The organism is Streptomyces sennicomposti, from assembly GCF_019890635.1.
GTDB lineage: Bacteria > Actinomycetota > Actinomycetes > Streptomycetales > Streptomycetaceae > Streptomyces > Streptomyces sennicomposti.
Genome location: NZ_JAIOAB010000006.1, coordinates 168,373 through 185,204 on the forward strand (window position 1 = coordinate 168,373; position 16,832 = coordinate 185,204).

At 74.3% G+C, this 16,832-nt stretch carries 18 protein-coding genes and 1 pseudogene; 11 read left to right on the forward strand and 8 right to left on the reverse strand.

Going from position 1 to position 16,832, the window contains the following annotated elements; translation table 11 throughout:
* The first annotated feature begins 150 nt into the window (after window positions 1–150).
* From K7787_RS06055 to K7787_RS06065, 3 genes are all read left to right on the forward strand, one after another.
* Window positions 151–1,089 (forward strand): PAC2 family protein, encoded by a 939-nt coding sequence (locus tag K7787_RS06055; RefSeq protein ID WP_009188030.1) that lies wholly within the window; start codon window positions 151–153, stop codon window positions 1,087–1,089.
* A gap of 137 nt (window positions 1,090–1,226) precedes the next feature.
* Window positions 1,227–1,829 carry a dephospho-CoA kinase gene (gene coaE / locus K7787_RS06060; protein ID WP_223000698.1) on the forward strand — a complete coding sequence of 201 codons (603 nt, stop codon included), beginning with the start codon at window positions 1,227–1,229 and terminating at the stop codon, window positions 1,827–1,829.
* Window positions 1,830–1,898: 69 nt separating this feature from the next.
* Window positions 1,899–2,279, forward strand: coding sequence for a tetratricopeptide repeat protein (locus tag K7787_RS06065; protein ID WP_009188028.1), 381 nt, complete (start codon window positions 1,899–1,901; stop codon window positions 2,277–2,279).
* A 40-nt stretch (window positions 2,280–2,319) separates the two neighbouring features.
* Here the strand turns inward: K7787_RS06065 and K7787_RS06070 are convergent, their stop codons facing one another.
* The gene (locus tag K7787_RS06070) at window positions 2,320–2,586 is read right to left on the reverse strand and encodes a DUF6343 family protein (protein WP_027758441.1); all 267 of its coding nucleotides are present in this window, start codon (window positions 2,584–2,586) and stop codon (window positions 2,320–2,322) included.
* Window positions 2,587–2,699: 113 nt separating this feature from the next.
* Between K7787_RS06070 and K7787_RS06075 the strand changes: the two genes are divergently transcribed.
* Complete coding sequence (locus K7787_RS06075; RefSeq protein ID WP_164393479.1) at window positions 2,700–3,392, forward strand: class I SAM-dependent methyltransferase; 693 nt, start codon at window positions 2,700–2,702, stop codon at window positions 3,390–3,392.
* Window positions 3,393–3,458: 66 nt separating this feature from the next.
* The gene (locus K7787_RS06080) at window positions 3,459–3,872 is read left to right on the forward strand and encodes a DoxX family protein (protein WP_223000699.1); all 414 of its coding nucleotides are present in this window, start codon (window positions 3,459–3,461) and stop codon (window positions 3,870–3,872) included.
* 358 nt (window positions 3,873–4,230) lie between these two features.
* Here the strand turns inward: K7787_RS06080 and K7787_RS06085 are convergent, their stop codons facing one another.
* On the reverse strand, window positions 4,231–4,779 hold the full coding sequence (locus tag K7787_RS06085) for an RNA-binding S4 domain-containing protein (protein ID WP_223000700.1): 549 nt from the start codon (window positions 4,777–4,779) through the stop codon (window positions 4,231–4,233).
* Between the two features lie 73 nt (window positions 4,780–4,852).
* Between K7787_RS06085 and K7787_RS06090 the strand changes: the two genes are divergently transcribed.
* Together K7787_RS06090 and K7787_RS06095 are read left to right on the forward strand one after the other, a co-directional pair.
* Window positions 4,853–5,551 (forward strand): uracil-DNA glycosylase, encoded by a 699-nt coding sequence (locus tag K7787_RS06090; RefSeq protein WP_043260673.1) that lies wholly within the window; start codon window positions 4,853–4,855, stop codon window positions 5,549–5,551.
* 175 nt (window positions 5,552–5,726) lie between these two features.
* Window positions 5,727–5,912, forward strand: a complete 186-nt coding sequence (locus tag K7787_RS06095; protein WP_009188022.1) for a DUF8839 family protein — start codon at window positions 5,727–5,729, stop codon at window positions 5,910–5,912.
* Window positions 5,913–6,002: 90 nt separating this feature from the next.
* Here K7787_RS06095 and K7787_RS06100 read toward each other — a convergent pair whose 3' ends face one another.
* The 3 genes and pseudogenes from K7787_RS06100 to K7787_RS31605 form a co-directional block, all read right to left on the reverse strand.
* Window positions 6,003–7,988 (reverse strand): ABC transporter ATP-binding protein, encoded by a 1,986-nt coding sequence (locus tag K7787_RS06100; protein WP_223000701.1) that lies wholly within the window; start codon window positions 7,986–7,988, stop codon window positions 6,003–6,005.
* A 238-nt stretch (window positions 7,989–8,226) separates the two neighbouring features.
* The gene (locus K7787_RS06105) at window positions 8,227–8,769 is read right to left on the reverse strand and encodes a hypothetical protein (RefSeq protein WP_223000702.1); all 543 of its coding nucleotides are present in this window, start codon (window positions 8,767–8,769) and stop codon (window positions 8,227–8,229) included.
* Window positions 8,770–9,314: 545 nt separating this feature from the next.
* A pseudogene (locus K7787_RS31605) lies at window positions 9,315–9,800 on the reverse strand (ATP-binding protein); the annotation flags it as partial.
* Window positions 9,801–10,002: 202 nt separating this feature from the next.
* On the opposite strand from K7787_RS31605, the gene K7787_RS06115 reads away from it, so the two are divergent.
* From K7787_RS06115 to K7787_RS06125, 3 genes are all read left to right on the forward strand, one after another.
* On the forward strand, window positions 10,003–10,863 hold the full coding sequence (locus K7787_RS06115) for a Sco1979 family transcriptional regulator (RefSeq protein ID WP_009188018.1): 861 nt from the start codon (window positions 10,003–10,005) through the stop codon (window positions 10,861–10,863).
* Window positions 10,864–11,139 carry a DUF397 domain-containing protein gene (locus K7787_RS06120; protein ID WP_009188017.1) on the forward strand — a complete coding sequence of 92 codons (276 nt, stop codon included), beginning with the start codon at window positions 10,864–10,866 and terminating at the stop codon, window positions 11,137–11,139.
* Between the two features lie 126 nt (window positions 11,140–11,265).
* Window positions 11,266–12,096, forward strand: a complete 831-nt coding sequence (locus K7787_RS06125; protein WP_223000703.1) for an SAM-dependent methyltransferase — start codon at window positions 11,266–11,268, stop codon at window positions 12,094–12,096.
* A 72-nt stretch (window positions 12,097–12,168) separates the two neighbouring features.
* Here the strand turns inward: K7787_RS06125 and K7787_RS06130 are convergent, their stop codons facing one another.
* Window positions 12,169–13,656 (reverse strand): glutamate synthase subunit beta, encoded by a 1,488-nt coding sequence (locus K7787_RS06130; RefSeq protein ID WP_223000704.1) that lies wholly within the window; start codon window positions 13,654–13,656, stop codon window positions 12,169–12,171.
* A 297-nt stretch (window positions 13,657–13,953) separates the two neighbouring features.
* The gene (locus K7787_RS06135) at window positions 13,954–14,649 is read right to left on the reverse strand and encodes a DUF2293 domain-containing protein (RefSeq protein ID WP_223000705.1); all 696 of its coding nucleotides are present in this window, start codon (window positions 14,647–14,649) and stop codon (window positions 13,954–13,956) included.
* Between the two features lie 528 nt (window positions 14,650–15,177).
* Between K7787_RS06135 and K7787_RS06140 the strand changes: the two genes are divergently transcribed.
* A complete protein-coding gene (locus tag K7787_RS06140) occupies window positions 15,178–15,813 on the forward strand; it encodes a nucleoside/nucleotide kinase family protein (RefSeq protein ID WP_009188014.1) in 636 nt (211 codons plus the stop codon).
* Window positions 15,814–15,819: 6 nt separating this feature from the next.
* Here K7787_RS06140 and K7787_RS06145 read toward each other — a convergent pair whose 3' ends face one another.
* A complete protein-coding gene (locus tag K7787_RS06145; RefSeq protein WP_308036291.1) occupies window positions 15,820–16,773 on the reverse strand; it encodes a carbohydrate kinase family protein in 954 nt (317 codons plus the stop codon).
* Window positions 16,774–16,832: the final 59 nt, after the last annotated feature.

A 16,832-nucleotide genomic window follows, 5' to 3' on the forward strand; every position in this document is an offset into this window, starting at 1 on the left:
GGTGCGGGCCGCGGCCGTTGTGCGCCACGGGCCGCCGCGCGGGAGCCCGCCCGGCCCCCGGGCGTTTCCCCGAGTGAACCCTCCCGGGAGGGGAATGCCCGCGTCTCGTTCCTCGTTGTGAACCTACGAATACGAGGAGGGGCGGTCACAGTGCTTGATCCGCAGGGTTTGTACGCATGGGAGCCGAAGGGCCTGGCAGTCGTCGACATGGCGCTCGCCCAGGAGTCGGCCGGCCTGGTCATGCTCTACCACTTCGACGGATACATCGACGCGGGCGAGACCGGCGACCAGATCGTCGACGGACTGCTCGACTCGCTTCCCCACCAGGTCGTGGCGCGGTTCGACCACGACCGGCTCGTCGACTACCGGGCGCGCCGCCCGCTGCTGACCTTCAAGCGCGACCGCTGGACCGACTACGAGGAACCCACCATCGAGGTGCGCCTCGTCCAGGACGCCACCGGCGCGCCCTTCCTGCTGCTGTCCGGCCCCGAGCCGGACGTGGAGTGGGAGCGGTTCACGGCCGCCGTGCGGCAGATCGTGGAGCGGCTCGGCGTGCGCCTGTCGGTGAACTTCCACGGCATCCCCATGGGCGTCCCGCACACCCGCCCGGTGGGCCTGACCCCGCACGGCAACCGCAGCGAACTGGTCCCCGGCCACCGCAGCCCCTTCGAGGAGGCGCAGGTGCCGGGCAGCGTCGAGGCGCTGCTGGAGTACCGGCTGATGGAGGCCGGCCACGACGTCCTGGGCGTCGCCGCGCACGTGCCGCACTACATCGCCCGCTCCGCCTACCCCGACGCGGCGCTGACCGTCCTGGAGGCCATCACCTCGGCCACCGGCCTGGTCCTGCCGAGCCTCGCCCACGCCCTGCGCAACGACGCCCACCGCACCCAGACCGAGATCGAGCGGCAGATCCGGGAGGGCGACGAGGAACTCACCGCCCTCGTCCAGGGCCTCGAGCACCAGTACGACGCGGCGGCGGGCGCCGAGACCCGGGGCAACATGCTCGCCGAACCCGTCGAGATCCCCTCCGCGGACGAGATCGGGCGCGAGTTCGAGAAGTTCCTCGCCGAGCGGGAGGGCGACAACTGATCCGATAGACTCCCGACCGGCCGCGTCCCAGGAGTTCCCCCGCTGTCGCCGGGGGTGACCCGGCGGGGCTGACCGGGTCTACCGGGGCTGGCAAGTTCTCCCCGCGCCGGCGGGGGTGATGAGGTGGAGGCGCGGTCATGCTGTCCGTGGGCCTGACCGGGGGCATCGGAGCCGGTAAGAGCGAGGTGTCGCGGCTGCTCGTGGAGCACGGGGCCGTACTGATCGACGCCGACCGTATCGCACGCGAGGTCGTCGCCCCGGGCACGTCCGGCCTGGCGGCGGTCGTCGAGGCCTTCGGGCCGGACGTGCTCGCCGGGGACGGCAGCCTGGACCGGCCCAAGCTGGGCTCGATCGTCTTCGCCGACCCGGACAAGCTGGCCGTGCTGAACTCGATCGTGCACCCGCTGGTCGGGGCCCGCTCGCGCGAGCTGGAGAAGTCCGCCGCCGAGGACGCCGTCGTCGTCCACGACGTCCCGCTCCTGGCCGAGAACGGCCTCGCCCCGCTGTACGACCTGGTGATCGTGGTCGACGCCGCCCCCGAGACCCAGCTCGACCGCCTCGTACGGCTGCGCGGCATGACCGAGGAGGACGCCCGCGCCCGCATGGCCGCGCAGGCGACGCGCGAGAAGCGCCGGGAGATCGCCGACGTGGTCATCGACAACGACGTACCGCTGGAGGAGCTGCGCCAGAGGGTGGACCAGGTCTGGGACGACCTCGTGCGGCGGGCGCGTTCCGCCTGACCGCCGCCGCCCGGAATAGCGGTGGCGGGACGGGGCGTTGAACCCTCGCAGCGAGGGAAGGACTTTGCTGTGCCCGACACCAGCGGTTCGACCGGACGTACTCCGGAAACGCATGTCATCGACTTCCGTGCCGCCGAGCAACTGCTCGCCGCGCGGGACCCGCGGGGCGCGGTGAAGCTGCTCGACCGGGTCATCGCCGCGCACCCGGAGAACACGGCGGCCCGGCTGCTGCGCGCGCGTGCCTTCTTCGCCGCGGCGCAGCTCCGACCCGCCGAGCTGGAGTTCGCCGTCGTCCTGGAGCGCGAGCCGGACAACGCGTACGCCCACTTCGCGCTCGGCCGCACCTACGAACGCCAGGGCCGCCCCGACCAGGCCAAACGGCACTTCCGGCTGGCCGCGGCGCTGGACCCGAACCCGGAGTACCTCCAGCGCGCCCGCTTCGACACCTGACCCGCCGTCGGCCCGCCTGTGCACGGCCACGGCCTCGGCTTTACGGGCGTCGGTGATCGGGCGGCCGGTACGGCGGGACGTCGCGGCCCGGCTGGTAGTGCGGGCCCTGCCGCAGATGCCGGACGATCAGCGTGAAGTCGACCGCGATCACCAGCCACAGCACACCGCAGGCCGCCGCCCACCCGGGCCGCCCCACCAGCGTGAACGCGGCCGTGCCGAACATCGCCCAGACCAGGCCCCACACACTCAGCCACAACCGCGCCCGCAGAGCACTGCGCGCGGTCGTCGGCTCACTGCCGGTACGCATCGCCACTCACCACTCCTCTCTGCAACGTACTCCTCGGGCGGCCCTCGCTCACTCGTACGGGTGAAGGTGTGCGAGACGGGAACGGGCGTCCGGGCGCGGGCCGTTCTCCGGACATGGAACTGAAGAGGCGTCAGGGATATCAGGGCACGGGACCGGGGCCGATCACACCGGACGGCTGTGCGGTCGAGCTGTACAGCCGCATGAGTGTGCGGGACGAGCCGGACGTCATCGCCGCGGCCGTGCCGGCGGGCGCGCACATCCTGGAACTGGGCTGCGGCGTGGGCCGCGTGACCCACCCGCTGCTGGAGCGCGGCTTCACCGTCACGGCGGTGGACGAGTCACCGGAGATGCTGGAGCGGGTGCGGGGCGCGCGGACCATATGCGGCCCGATCGAGGACCTGGAGCTGGGGGAGACCTTCGACGTCGTCATGCTCGCGTCGTTCCTCGTGCACGCGGGCGACCCGGAGGTGCGACGCGGTCTGCTGCGCGCCTGCGCACGGCATGTCGCCGAGGACGGCTGTGTGCTGATCCAGCGGGAGGGCGCGGACTACCACACGAACCTGCCGCGCGAACGGCTGGACTCCGCGGGGTGCACAGTGCGGATCCTGTCGGCCGAGCCGGTCGGCGACGGAGTGAACTCGGTCCGCGCGGAGTACGAGTTCCCGGACGCCGTCTGGACTCATACGTTCCTCTCCCGGCCGCTGAGCCCGCGGCAGTTCGAGGAGGCGCTGGCGGAGGCGGGACTGCGGCTCGACAGATGTCTGACCGACGACGGGACCTGGGTGCGGGCGGTGCCCGTGCGATGAGTTTCGCGGTGCGGGCCGGTCCACCTCTGCGACAGCACGACGACACACCGCTCCCCGGAGGACCCCATGTCCGAGACCGCCGCTTCCACCGTCGCTCCGTCCGCCGCACTGCGCGTCCTGCGCGTCGTCCAGGTGGCGCTGGCCCTGTTCTACGGCCTGGCGAGCGCGCTGCCCAAGCTCATCGCGCACCCCTCGGCGGTGGAGTCCTTCGACCGGATGGGCTGGAGCAGCGCGGGCATGTACACCATCGGCGCGCTGGAGCTGGCCGGGGCCGTGGCCCTGCTGATCCCGGTGCTCCAGTCGGTGGCGGCGCTGGCGCTGGGCGCGCTGATGGTCGGGGCGTTCGTCGTCCAGCTCACCGTCTTCGACGGGGAGAACGCGGCGACCCCGCTCGGCCTGATCGTCCCCCTCGCCCTCATCGCCTGGACCCGCCGCGAGCACAACAAGGAACTGCTGCGCCTGCTGCTGCGCCGCGCATGACCAGCTCGCCGCAGCCACGCACCGGCGGGGACGGCCCACCGGCGGAAGAGGCCCACGGTGGGACGCCCGGCGGAACCCGGGAAGACGGCTCGCCTGGCGGAGGCCCGGGATGGCGGGCGGCTCGCCCGGAAGAAGCCGGGGCGGTGGGCGGCTCGTCGGGCGGAGGCCCCGGAAGGTGGACGGCCGGCCCGGCGGAAGCCGGGAAGAGGGCTCGCCCGCCGGAAGCCCGGGATACCAGGCGGCCCGCCCGGCGGAGGCTGGGAAGACGGCCCGCCCGGCGGAAGCCCGGAGCGGCGGACGGCTCGCCCGGTGGAGGGCCGGAACGTGGACGGCTTGCCCGGCCGAAGCTGGGGAAGCGTCAGCGGCTGTTCCGCGGGCGGCCAGAGGGGCCGCTCGGGCCGTCGAGGCCGCCCATGTCGCGCAGACGCTCCAGCTCCCGGCGGTCCCGCTTGGTGGGGCGGCCGGCGCCCCGGTCGCGGACGGCGACGGGCGCCACGGCCTCGCGGGGCGGGGGCGGCGGGGAGTTGTCGATGTAGCACTGCACGGCCACGGGAGCGCCGACGCGCTTGCGGATCAGCCGGGTGACGACGACGATTCGCTCGCGCCCCTCGGCGCCCCGCAGCCGCACCTCGTCGCCGACGCGGACGGAGTGGGCGGGCTTGACCCGCTCGCCGTTCACCCGGACGTGGCCGCCCCGGCAGGCGGTGGCGCCGACGGAGCGCGTCTTGACCAGGCGGACGGCCCAGATCCAGCTGTCGATCCGCACGCTCTCACCGCTCGCCGGACCGGCCGCCTCCGCGGCGGCGACGGCGGCGGCGACCTTGGGGTCCACGGCGGTCGAGGACGGTGCGGCGGAACCCTCCCCGCCCCCGTCCTGCCCACGGTCCATGTCGTCCTCGGAAGCCATGGCTCCGACCTTAGCCGCCCGAGCCGCGCGCGCCGTACGAATTTACGGTGGAGCCATGGGCAGGGGCAGGGCTATGGACACGGACAGCGGCAGTCTCGCCGCGCTCGACGGGCGGATCAGCGAGTGCCGGGCCTGCCCGCGCCTGGTGGAGTGGCGGGAGGAGGTGGCCCGCACCAAGCGGGCCGCGTTCGCCGACTGGACGTACTGGGGCCGGCCGGTGCCGGGGTTCGGCCCTCCGGACGCCCGGCTGCTGATCGTGGGCCTGGCGCCGGCCGCGCACGGGGCCAACCGCACCGGCCGCATGTTCACCGGCGACCGCTCCGGCGACGTCCTCTACCGGGCGCTGTACGACCTGGGGCTCGCCTCGCAGCCCACGGCGGTGTCCGCCGACGACGGACTGGAACTGCACGGGGTGCGGATCACCTCGCCCGTGCACTGCGCCCCGCCCGCCAACAAGCCGACCCCCGGCGAACGGGACACCTGCCGCTCCTGGCTGGTCCAGGAACTGCACCTGCTGCGCCCCACCCTCCGGTCGGTCGTCGTCCTCGGCGCCTTCGGCTGGCAGGCCGCGCTGCCCGCGTTCGCGGCGGCCGGCTGGACGGTGCCGCGCCCCCGCCCCGCCTTCGCCCACGGCGCCCGCGTCCCGCTCGACGGCATCGACCTCTTCGGCTGCTTCCATGTCAGCCAGCGCAACACCTTCACCGGGCGGCTCACCGCCGAGATGCTCCGCGAGGTCCTGGGTGCGGCGGCCCGGACGGCGGACCTCCTGTGAACACCAGACGTTTCCGAAACGGAGCGGAAAGTGATCGGCTACGCCAGAAGTGTGAGGTCGGACGCACTTTTGGCATGGAACTCGTGTCGGGTACGTCTCAGTAGCGTCACCGAGCGATCCATTCACCCCATGCTTGGCGTTTAAATCTCCGAGTACGACATCGTGGAGGTGCAGGGTGAATGGGCGAACGGTGCTAGAGCGCTTTCCCGCCGGTGGTCCGCGCGGATCATGGCCGGCGGAGGAGTTCGCGCATGCGCGGCGTCTGGAGGGCCTGCCGGCCGAGGTCGTCATGGACCTGGCGACGGACACCTTCCTGGTGGTCGTCCGCAGCGGCGACGGCGGCGGTGACGTGAGCGCCTGAGCGGTGTGGACGGCACCGGCCCCAAGGATGACGTGAACACGACTCTCCCGGCGCGTGCCGGCACCGGGACGCTTCCGGGTGCGTCCGCCGTCAGCCCGCCTCCGGGGCGGCCGGGGCCGGGATCTTGGCCGTGAACTGCTCCGCCTGAAGTGCGTACAGCTCCGCGTACAGACCGCCAGCGGCCAGCAGCTCCTCCGGCGGCCCCGACTCCACCAGCCGGCCCTGGTCGAGGACGTGCACCAGATCGGCGTGGCGCACGGACGCCAGCCGGTGGGTGATCAGCACCACCGTCTGCCCGCTGTCCGCCAGCTTCCGAATCCGCTCGAACACCTCCAGCTCGGCCCGGGCGTCGAGCGCCGCCGTCGGCTCGTCCACGATCAGGATGCGGCCGCGCCGGTAGGCGGCCCGCGCGATGCCCAGCCGCTGCCACTGGCCGCCGGACAGCTCGTGCCCGCCGCTGAAGTTGCGCGCCAGCAGCGTGTCCAGGCCGCGCGGCAGATCCGCCACCACCTCCTGAGCGCCCGCGTCCGCCACCGCATCGGCCACCCGCTGGTCGGTGAGCGGCGCCGAGGACCGGCCCACCGCCACATTGACCCGCGCGGTGAACGGCCAGCGCTTGAAGTCCTGCGCCACCATCGCGATCCGCTCCGCGAGCGCGTGCCGGTCCGCGTCCGCCGTGTCCACGCCGTCCCACAGGATGCGGCCCCGGTCCGGGGTGTAGAGCCCGGCCAGCAGCTTCACCAGCGTGGTCTTGCCGGAGCCGTTCTCGCCCACCAGAGCGACGATCCGGCCCAGCGGGATCGTCAGGGACACGTCGTCCAGGGCGGGGCGGGCCGCCGCCGACTCGCTCGGGTAGCCGAAGGTGACGTGCTCGAAGCGGATCTCGCGCGGGTCCTCCGGCAGCGGTCTGCCGCCGGCCGGGATCGCTCGTTTCGCCGCCTCGGTGTACAGGCGCTGCAGATCGCCGACGAACAGGGCCTCCTCGTGCAGCTGGTTGACTTCCAGGACGAGCGTGTCCAGGCTCGCCGAACCGGTGCGGATCGCGATGACCGCCGTACCGGCCACGGACAGCGCCATCGCTCCGGCCAGCAGCAGCCCGCCCAGCGTCGCGTACGTCGCCACCGTCGCCAGCCCCGTCCAGCCCGCCGCGAACAGGCCCGTGCGCGCCGCCAGCCGGGCCAGCCGCGCCTGTTCCGCCTCGGCGGTCTCCGACATCTGCCGGTAGTGGCGCAGCAGGAAGGGCCCCACGCCGTGCACCCGGATCTCCGGGGCCGCCGCCGGTTCGGTGAGCAGACCGCTGAGCAGGTGTCCCGCGCGCGCGTGCTGCACCCAGACGTGGAAGGACTCGTAGCGCCGCCGGGCGTTGGTCAGCGCGCTCCACGCGCTCGGCAGGGTCATCGTCACCAGCAGCGGCAGCAGCGCCCAGTGCAGGACGGTCAGCACGCCCGCCGCCGCGATCAGCGAGATCATCGCGTTTACCACGCGCGTGCCGTACATGATCATCCGGCGGGCGGAGGCGGCCCCGTACTGCGCCGTGTCCAGCAGTTTGTGGAAGGCGTGGTCCTCGATCGCGGCCAGCTCCACCCCGGCCGCCCGCTCCAGGTACAGCTCGGTCGCCACGCGTTCGACCTTCGGCTCCAGCCGCCCGGTGGCGTGCGTGGACGCGGCCCGCAGCAGCGCGCCGACCAGCGTCACCGCCGCCATGACGGCCAGCGCGGGCACCGCGCCGCGCAGCCGGTCCTCCAGCGGGCCGCTGCCGATCACCCGGCTGAGCACGCTGTTCACCGCTAGCAGGCTGACCGCCTGTGCGACGCCCCGGACCGCCTCGGCGGCCAGCACCGTGTTCGTGGCCCGCCGGTCGGCCTGCCGGGCCAGCCGGAAACTGGCGGCCAGCAGTCCCGGCAGCCGCCGCACCATGCCCCGGAAGTTCAGCTCCAGGAAGGCGTCGTTGTGCTGGCTCCAGCCAGTGTCGTAGCGCAGCGGGCCGCCGAAGAGCAGGTGCTCGGACTCGGAGACCTCGGGTGCGGGTGTCCCGGATGTGCTCGTACCGTCGCGTCGCCCGCGCCTCAGCTCCACCGATGGCCTCCCCCGATCGTGAATGGAGGCCACTATCGCGGGGCGGGGCCGTGCACGGCAGGGCGCGCGACCGGGCGGCCGGAGCGCGCGGGCGCGTACGACCGCTCGCCGCTCGGCGCCCGTGCGGCTCGGGTGCCGCACGGGTCACGCGCCGGCGCGTGCCGCCGTGCCCGCGCCGTTCACGGACCGCGCGGCACGCCCCTGGCCGGCTGCGGGCCGGACGCCGCCCGGCCTTCGTTCAGGCGCTGACCGGGCGGGACCAGGTCGGCGTCGTGCCCGTCACCCGGCACAGGGCCAGATAGAGGGGGATCGGCGGGGTGTAGGGCACCGTGCCGGACGGCCGGTGGATCAGGGTGGGCAGCCGGTCCGTGTGCGGGGCGTCCGGGAGCACCGCGCCGGTGGCGTAGTGCGCGGCGTCGGGCCAGCGCAGGGCGTAGTCGGAGTCGGCCGGGACGATCCACCACCAGTGCGTCTCGTCGGCGTAGACGCAGCCCACGCGGGGCAGTCGCGGCATCAGCGGGGGGCCGAGGTGGGCGGGCACGGCGACGGCGTCGCAGCCCAGGGGGAGCGTCGTGCCGGCCGGCAGCGGCAGTCTGCGCAGCCCGCCGGACGGCCTGGTCCGCCCGGCTCCGTCGCCCGTGCCGACGCCCTCGGCGGCCTCGGCGGCGCCGGGTCGCGCACGGTCGTCCGGCGCGCCGGGCGTGTGCGTCTCGCGCCCCAGGCGTACGAGCGTGTCCAGGCTCAGTACCGGTCCCGGGCCGGAGCCACCGCTCACAGCCATACGGCCCCCGTTCCGTGTGTCGTCGCGTGCGGTGCGCCGTGCCGTGCGGCACGGCCGGTCCGCGAGGAGTCCTCGGTGTCCCGGTGCGGGTGCGGATGAGGGCGGCGGTCCGGCACGGGCCGGGGGGCGCCCCAGCCGAGATCGTCCCGGGCCTCGCGGCCGGCACGGCCCGCACGGTCGTCCCCGGGCCCGGCCTGACGGCCGACGCCGGACACGGTCCCGGCCGCACGCGCCGTGCCGGTCCCGGCCCCGGAGTCCTGGTCGAGTGGCGTCCCGGTCTCGCGTCCCTGGTCGAGTCCGGGTCCGTGGTCGTCGCCCGGCTCGGTTTCGCGGGCGTGGCCGTGGGCGGCTTCGCGGCCGGAGTCGGACATGGCCCGGTGGGAGCCGGCATTCCCCGGCTCGCGGCCGTCGGCGGACGCGGGCCCCCGGGCATCGCCCGGCTCCGCCTCCTCGGCGGAAGCCGTGCCCGCGGCGGCCCTGTCCGCAGAAGCCGCCTGCGCAGAAGCCGCCTGCGCGGAAGCCGCTTCCGCAGGAACCGTCCCCGCGGCCGTGCGCGGCAGTTCCGCCCACACCACGAGTCCCGGGCCGTGCTCGCGCGTGCCCCAGGCGTGGCACAGGGCCTCGACCAGCATCAGTCCCCGGCCGTGCTCCTCCTCCGGGCGCTGCGGGGAGGGGTGCGGCTCGCCCGGCGCGCAGCCCTCGTCGCGCACCGCGATGCGCACCAGGCCGGCGCCGTCGGACAGCTCGCAGACGACACGCCTGCTGGCCGTGTGCACGATGGCGTTGGTGACCAGTTCGGAGACGACCAGAGCCGCGGTGTCACAGGTGTCCTCGTCCACCGACCAGCCGGTCAGCCGGGCCCTGGTCAGGCGTCTTGCCTGGGCCGGGGAACCCGGATGCGCGGCCAGCTCGAAGCGGAACCGGCGCTCGGCGGCGGCCCCGTCGGGGCCCGTCGCCGTACCGGTGCCGAGGTCGAGAAGGCCCGCGGCGGCGGCTGTTCCTAAGGGCGGGGACGGAATCACGCTTGCCACTATCGCCCCCGCCTCGAACACTTGGCAAGAGCCACTCTGAAAAATGCAGAGTGCTGTATGACGCGGTGAGGCGCCGTGGCACACTGCTCGCAACAGCACGTCGCGCGGCGCCAGTTCGGATCGGCGGGGATCCACCCGGATCTTCGAAAGGATCTTCGAGTGGCGCCGCAGGGCTGTCGGGACTCTTTGATGGAGGTGGAGCGTGAGCGAACCGCGGTCCGCGCCGACCGTCGGGCAGGTCGTGCTCGGCCGGCGCCTGCTCGACCTGCGCGAACGCGCGGGACTCAAGCGCGAGGAGGCCGCCCGCGTCCTCAGGGTCGCACCCGCCACCATCCGCCGTATGGAGATGGCCGAGGTCGCCCTCAAGATCCCGTACCTGCAACTGCTGCTGAAGGCGTACGGCGTCCCCGACGACGAGGCCGAGGCCTTCGTGCAGCTGGCGGAGGACGCCAACCGCCCCGGCTGGTGGCAGCGGTTCCACGACATCCTGCCGGGCTGGTTCTCGATGTACGTCAGCCTGGAGGGCGCCGCCTCGCTCATCCGGTCCTACGAGCCGCACTTCGTGCCCGGTCTGCTCCAGACCGAGGACTACGCGCGCGGGGTGATGGAATCGGGCGCCGTCGGCCAGACCAGCCCCGAGGACATCGAGCGCCATGTCGCGCTGCGGATGCGGCGTCAGGAACTGCTCACCCGCCCCGACGCGCCCCGCTTCTGGGTCGTCCTCGACGAGACCGCGCTGCGCCGCCCGGTCGGCGGCCCGGAGGTGATGCGCGCCCAGATCGACAAACTGCTCGAAGCCACGAAGCTGCCCAACGTGACGCTGCAGGTCGCCCCGTTCTCCTCGGGGCCGCATCCCGGCACGTACGGGCCCTTCGTGCTGTTCCGATTCGCCATGCCGGAACTCCCGGACATGGTCTACAGCGAGTACCTGACCGGCGCCGTCTACCTGGACGCGCGCAGCGAGGTGGCGACCCATCTCGAGGTCATGGACCGCATGGCGGCACAGGCCGCTACGGCACATCGCACGAAGGAGATCCTCCGGGATCTCCGCAAGGAGTTGTGAATGGATCGCACGACGTCCCCGTCCGGGCCGCGTGTCCGCGGTCAGCGGATCTACAACGGCATGCCCGCCCGGGACCTGGGCAGCGAGGGCTGGCACAAGCCGTGGAGCGGCGGCAACGGAGGCAACTGCCTGGAGGCGATGAAGCTGGCCGACGGCCGGATAGCGGTGCGCCAGTCCACCGACCCGGACGGACCGGCGCTCATCTACACCAGTGACGAGATGACCGCCTTCATCCAGGGCGCCAAAGCCGGGGAGGCCGATTTCCTCCTCTCCTGACCCGCCGTGACTGTTTTTCTTGGCTCAACTTCCTAATCTTGGCACTGACTTGATCGTTGACCTTGCACTTCCGACCACTGCTGCTTCTGCTTCCCTTTCCGCCCCCACACGCTTACGGAGTGCCGTATGACCGGGCAGGACACCGACCTCGACTCCGGCCGGGAGTCGTTCCGGATCGACACCAGCAAGCCCCACCCCGCGCGCATGTACGACTGGTACCTCGGAGGCAAGGACAACTACCCGGTCGACGAGGAGATGGGCCGCCGGATGGTGGCCATCAACCCGCGCGTGCCGATCGTGGCCAGGGCGAACCGCGCGTTCATGCACCGCGCCACCCGCCATCTCGCCGGGAGGGGCGTCCGGCAGTTCCTCGACATCGGCACGGGCATACCGACCGAGCCCAACCTGCACCAGGTGGCGCAGGAGGTCGTGCCCGACGCCCGGGTCGTCTACTGCGACAACGACCCGATCGTGCTGGCCCACGCGGAGGCGCTGCTGCGCGGCACGCCCGAGGGCGTCACCGAGTACCTCCAGGCCGATGTGCGCGATCCGGCCGTCATCGTGGAACGGGCGCGCGAGGTCCTGGACTTCAGCCGCCCCGTGGCGCTGTCCCTGATCGCGCTGCTCCACTTCGTCCCGGACGAGGACGGGGCGCACGAACTGGTGCGGCGACTGCTGTCCGAACTCCCGTCCGGCAGCTACCTGATGATGACCCACGCCACCGCCGACTTCACCCCCGAGGAGGAGTCGGCGCGGGCCACCGAGATGCTCAAGGCGGCCGGCGTCACCCTGGTGCTGCGCTCCCGCGCCGAGTTCGCCCGCTTCTTCGACGGCCTGGAACTCGTCGAACCGGGTGTCGAGGTGCTGCACCGGTGGCACCCGGAACTGGGCGAGCCGGTACCGGGCCAGGACGACGGCGTCATGGCGGGCTACGGAGCGGTGGCCCTCAAGCGGTAGGGGGCTTGTCACCGAGGGGGGCCTCGTCACCGAGGGGGCCTCGTCGCCGAGGGGAGCAGAGGGGCGGTCCGATCAGACGGTCATCGGCCGGTCGTACGGTCCGATCGGCGCCGGCAGGCGTGAACTGCCCGTCAGACGGCGGTCGACCGCCGCCGCCACCGCCCGCCCCTCCGCGATCGCCCACACGATGAGCGACTGCCCGCGCGCGGCGTCCCCGGCGACGAACACGCCGGGGACGTTCGTCGCGAAGTCCGGGTCCCGGACGATCGTGCCGCGCGGCGCCAGGTCGATCCCCAGCTGGTCGATCAGGCCGTCGCCCCGGTCGGGCCCCGAGAAGCCGAGCGCGAGCAGCACGAGATCGGCCGGCAGCGTGCGCTCGGTGCCCGGCACCGGCCGCCGTCCGGCGTCCACCTCCACCAGGTGCAGCTCGCGCACGTGCCCGTCCTCGTCCCCGGTGAAGCGCAGCGTCGACGCCGCGAACAGCCGCGCGTCGGCGTCGGCCGCGGGCGCCGTCCGCAGCTCCCCGGCCTCCTGGTGGGCCGCCGAGAGCCGGTAGACCTTCGGATACGTCGGCCACGGCTCGGCGTCCTCGTCGCGCTCCGCGCCGGGCTGCGCGTAGATGTCGAGCTGGGTCACCGACGCCGCGCCCTCGCGCACCGCCGTGCCCAGACAGTCGGCCCCGGTGTCGCCGCCGCCCACGATGACCACGTGCCGGCCGGCCGCGGACAGCGGCGAGACCTCGAGGTCCCCCTCGCACACCCGGTTGGCCAGCGGAAGATACTCCATCGCCTGGTGGACGCCCGCCAACTCGCGCCCGGGAATGTCGAGTTCACGCCAGGCCGTCGCCCCGGTGGCGATCACCAGGGCGTCGTGGCGGGCCCGCAGCTCGGCCGCCCCGATGTCCCGCCCGACCGCCGTGGAGGTGCGGAACTTGGTCCCCTCGGCCCGCATCTGCTCCAGCCGCCGTTCCAGATGCCGCTTCTCCATCTTGAACTCGGGGATGCCGTAACGCATCAGCCCGCCGAGCCGGTCGTCCTTCTCGTACACGGCGACCGTGTGTCCCGCGCGGGTCAGCTGCTGGGCCGCGGCGAGTCCTGTCGGTCCGGACCCGATCACCGCGACGGTCCGGCCCGACAGCCGGTCCGGCGGGCGCGGCGGAGCGAAACCCTCCTCCCAGGCCCGGTCGGCGATGGCGCACTCGACGTTCTTGATGGTGACGGCCGGCTGGTTGATCGCGAGGACACACCCCGCCTCGCACGGCGCCGGGCACAACCGGCCGGTGAACTCGGGGAAGTTGTTCGTGGCGTGCAGCCGGTCGCTCGCCGCCCGCCAGTCCTCCCGCGAGACCAGGTCGTTCCACTCCGGGATCAGGTTGCCGAGCGGACACGCCTGGTGGCAGAACGGGACGCCGCAGTCCATGCAGCGGTCCGCCTGCTTGCTGATGATCGGCAGCAGCGCACCGGGAACATACACCTCGTCCCAGTCCCGTACCCGCTCCTCGACCGGCCTGCGCGGCCACTCCTGCCGGGGCGTGGACAGGAAGCCCTTGGGATCGGCCATGGCCGTCCCCCTTGCGTACTCGTACTCGCGTGCGTCTGCGCGTCCTCGGGCGGCACTCTTCCGGTCACGATACGTCCGCCGGGCCGCGAGCGCAGGGGACGCGACGCGGCGGGCACCGTGCGGGGCCGCCTTGCTCCCGTCGCCCGGCTCCCGCTGCCCGGCTTCTGCCGCCTTGCTCCCGTCGCCCGGCTCCCGCTGCCCGGCCGCGCTGCACGGCTTCTGCCGTCTGTGGGCCGCCTCGCTCCGCCCCGTCGCGCCCGTTCCGCACGGCGTCGGCCGGCGGTCCGGGCGGCCGCCTCAGTCGGCGGGCGGGCCCGGCCCGCGCCACGAGGCGAGCACGGACTCGACCTCCGCAGCCGTCCGCCGCCGGGCCTCCGGCCGGACCACGCCGTCCATCAGCAGCCGGTCGTACGGCGTGTCCAGATGCCGTACGGACGCCCGCACCGCCCATGCGACCGCGCTCTCGGACAGCGCCCGGCCCGCCGCGCTGCGGCCGACCCGTCCGCTGCCGCGCAGCGAGGCATGGGCGGCGATGTCCGCCGCCCGGTCCGGCGGGCACCGGGGGAACGACCGCAGGATCTCCGCCGTGAACGCCTGTGCGAACCGTACGTCCTGAGCCGCCCGCCGCCGCGCGTCACGGGCCCGGCGGCGGCGTCGCGCCTCGGCGTCCGCCAGGCACCGCGCCTCGGCCCGGGCGAGGGCCGCCTCCTCCACGAGCAGGCCCTGCCGCTCGTACCGGCTCTTGCGCCGGTTGAACCGCACGACGACCGCCGACAGCACGCTCTCCTCCCGCGAGCGCCGGGTGAGCGCCGTGTCGCCGCGCGGCAGGAACACCAGATGCCCGAGATCGGCGCAGACCAGGCAGCGGGGCACGCCTTCCTCCAGGACGAGCAGGGACAGCGGACCCCGGCGGCATCGGGCGCAGCGCTTGCCCCGCAACGGCTGCACGACGACGAGCCCGAGGCGGGACGGGGGAGCGGGAAGGCGGGCCATGCGGGTTTCATTCCCCCCACCGCGGCCCCGCGCACGCGCGCTCCGGCCCGGTGCACGCGGCTGCGGCCGCACGCACTCGCCTCGGCGCGGAGGCGCGCGCCCGCGCGGTGACCGCCCGCCCCGGTGACTGGCCGGGCGGACGCCGGTGCGCGCCGGCGCGCGTCCGCCCGGCTGTCGCCGACGGCGGCTGGGTGTCCCCGCCCCGGCCGGCGCCGCTTCTCGGTGCCTCCTCGTGGGGCGCGCCCGCACCCGCGCACTCGCGCACTCGCGCACCCGTGAGGTCGAGGCGTCCGTAGGGGTTCACGTCCATGCCAGGACGCCCGTGGTGCGCGCACCCGCGTGGCCGCGCCCCGCGCGCCTGCGCCCTCGCCTCGCACCCCTCTGCCTCGCCCCGGCCGCACACCCGCCGCCTCGCCCGCCGCTCGTGCGGCCGCAGGAGCGGGGTCTCCCAGGCGTGGCCGCCAGAGGGACGCGCCCCCGCTCCACCCCCGTCCACGCCCCCCTTCCGGCCGGGCGCATCATGGCCGTGTGCGACTCGAAGCGATCACCTGGGAACGGCTCGGCGACCTGCTGGCCGAACGGCTGCTCGACCTGGAACCGGCCGACGGCAGCCCGTGGCCGCGCGTCGCCTTCGACGGCGCCCCGGCCGCCCGCCCGGGCGACCTGGCCGAGCGCGTCGCCGAGGCCCTGCGCCCGCTGGGCCGTCCGTCGCTGGTCGTCGACGCCGCGACCTTCCTGCGCCCGGCGTCCCTGCGGTTCGAACACGGCCACCGGGACGTGGACTCGTACTACGACGGCTGGCTCGACACCGGCGCCCTGTGGCGCGAGGTGTTCGGGCCGCTCGAACCCGGCGGTGACGGGCGGGTCCTGCCCGATCTGCGGGACCCGGTCACGGACCGCGCGACCCGCAGCGCCTACGTCCCCCTGCCGCCCGGCGGAGTGCTGTTGCTGCACGGCCCGCTGCTGCTGCGGCACTGGTTCCCCTTCGACCTGAGCGTCCACCTCCTCCTCTCCCCGGCCGCCCTGCGCCGCCGCACCCCCGAGGCGGAGCACTGGACGCTGCCCGCCTTCGCCCGCTACGAGGCCGAGACCGACCCGGCCGGCACGGCGGACGTACTGGTCCGCGCCGACGACCCGCGCCACCCGGCCTGGCGCGCCGCCTGAACCGCCTCAGCCCCCGAAGGCGTCCTCGAAGGTGTTCCCGGAGGCGTCCCGCGGCGGCCGTCCGCCCACCCGTCCCACCGCGAGCGCGCCCGCCGAGCAGCCCTCCTCCGCCGCCTCCTCGGGCCCCGCACCGGCCAGCAGCGCGGCGAGGAACGCCCCCGTGAAGGCGTCTCCGGCGCCCGTGGTGTCCCGGGGCGCCACGGCCAGGGCGGGCACACGGGCGCACACGGCTCCGTCCCTGGCCACCAGCGCGCCGTCCGCGCCCTGTTTGGCCACCACCAGCGGTATGCGCCGACTCAGCTCGGCCGCCGCGACCGCCGGGTCCGTCACCCCGGCCAGCAGACACGCCTCGTCACGGCTCGGCAGCAGCACGTCCACCCCCTCGACGAGCTCCAGGAACCGCCCGGCCCCCAGCGCGGCCAGGAACCCGGCCGAGGCGGGGTCCAGACTGACCGGCACTCCACGCGCGCGTGCCGACGCGACCGCCACGGCCACCAGCGCCCGACCCGGCGCGGAGAACAGCAGATAACCCGACAGATGCAGCCGGGCCACCCCGTCGAGCAACGCGTCCGACCAGTCCCCGGGCGCCAGCCGCAACGACGCCCCGCTGTCCGTGAGGAACGTGCGCTCCGCCGAGGCCGCCCCGTCGACCAGGCACACCACCGTCCCGGTCGGCGCCTCGGCGTCCACCACGAGCCGGGCCCGCACCCCCGAGGCGACCAGCTCCCGTTCGTGCCAGGCGGCCGTCTCCGCGCCCACCCGCCCCAGCAGCCGCACGTCCCGGCACCCCCGATGGGCCGCCCAGCAGGCCACGTTGGCCCCTGCGCCGCCCGGCACCAGCCGGATCTCGGCGGCGGTGTCCGTACCGGTCGCGAGCGCCCCCCGATGGCGGGCGACCACGTCCGTCACCACGTCCCCCACCACCAGCAGCCCGCCGCCCGGCGCCCCTCCGCCCCGCACGCCACTGGCCGCCTCTGTGCCGTCCGGCGGCCTCCCGCCGGGCCCCGCCCCGCCGGGCG

Bases quoted from the DNA above. Each gene is read 5' to 3' on its own strand.
- K7787_RS06105 (WP_223000702.1), bottom strand. From the start codon at position 8,769: ATGGCTGTGAGCGGTGGCTCCGGCCCGGGACCGGTACTGAGCCTGGAC.
- K7787_RS06085 (WP_223000700.1), bottom strand. From the start codon at position 4,779: ATGGCTTCCGAGGACGACATGGACCGTGGGCAGGACGGGGGCGGGGAG.
- K7787_RS06090 (WP_043260673.1), top strand. From the start codon at position 4,853: ATGGACACGGACAGCGGCAGTCTCGCCGCGCTCGACGGGCGGATCAGC.
- K7787_RS06120 (WP_009188017.1), top strand. From the start codon at position 10,864: ATGGATCGCACGACGTCCCCGTCCGGGCCGCGTGTCCGCGGTCAGCGG.
- K7787_RS06135 (WP_223000705.1), bottom strand. From the start codon at position 14,649: ATGGCCCGCCTTCCCGCTCCCCCGTCCCGCCTCGGGCTCGTCGTCGTG.
- K7787_RS06125 (WP_223000703.1), top strand. From the start codon at position 11,266: ATGACCGGGCAGGACACCGACCTCGACTCCGGCCGGGAGTCGTTCCGG.
- K7787_RS06080 (WP_223000699.1), top strand. From the start codon at position 3,459: ATGTCCGAGACCGCCGCTTCCACCGTCGCTCCGTCCGCCGCACTGCGC.
- coaE (WP_223000698.1), top strand. From the start codon at position 1,227: ATGCTGTCCGTGGGCCTGACCGGGGGCATCGGAGCCGGTAAGAGCGAG.
- K7787_RS06075 (WP_164393479.1), top strand. From the start codon at position 2,700: ATGGAACTGAAGAGGCGTCAGGGATATCAGGGCACGGGACCGGGGCCG.
- K7787_RS06070 (WP_027758441.1), bottom strand. From the start codon at position 2,586: ATGCGTACCGGCAGTGAGCCGACGACCGCGCGCAGTGCTCTGCGGGCG.
- K7787_RS06130 (WP_223000704.1), bottom strand. From the start codon at position 13,656: ATGGCCGATCCCAAGGGCTTCCTGTCCACGCCCCGGCAGGAGTGGCCG.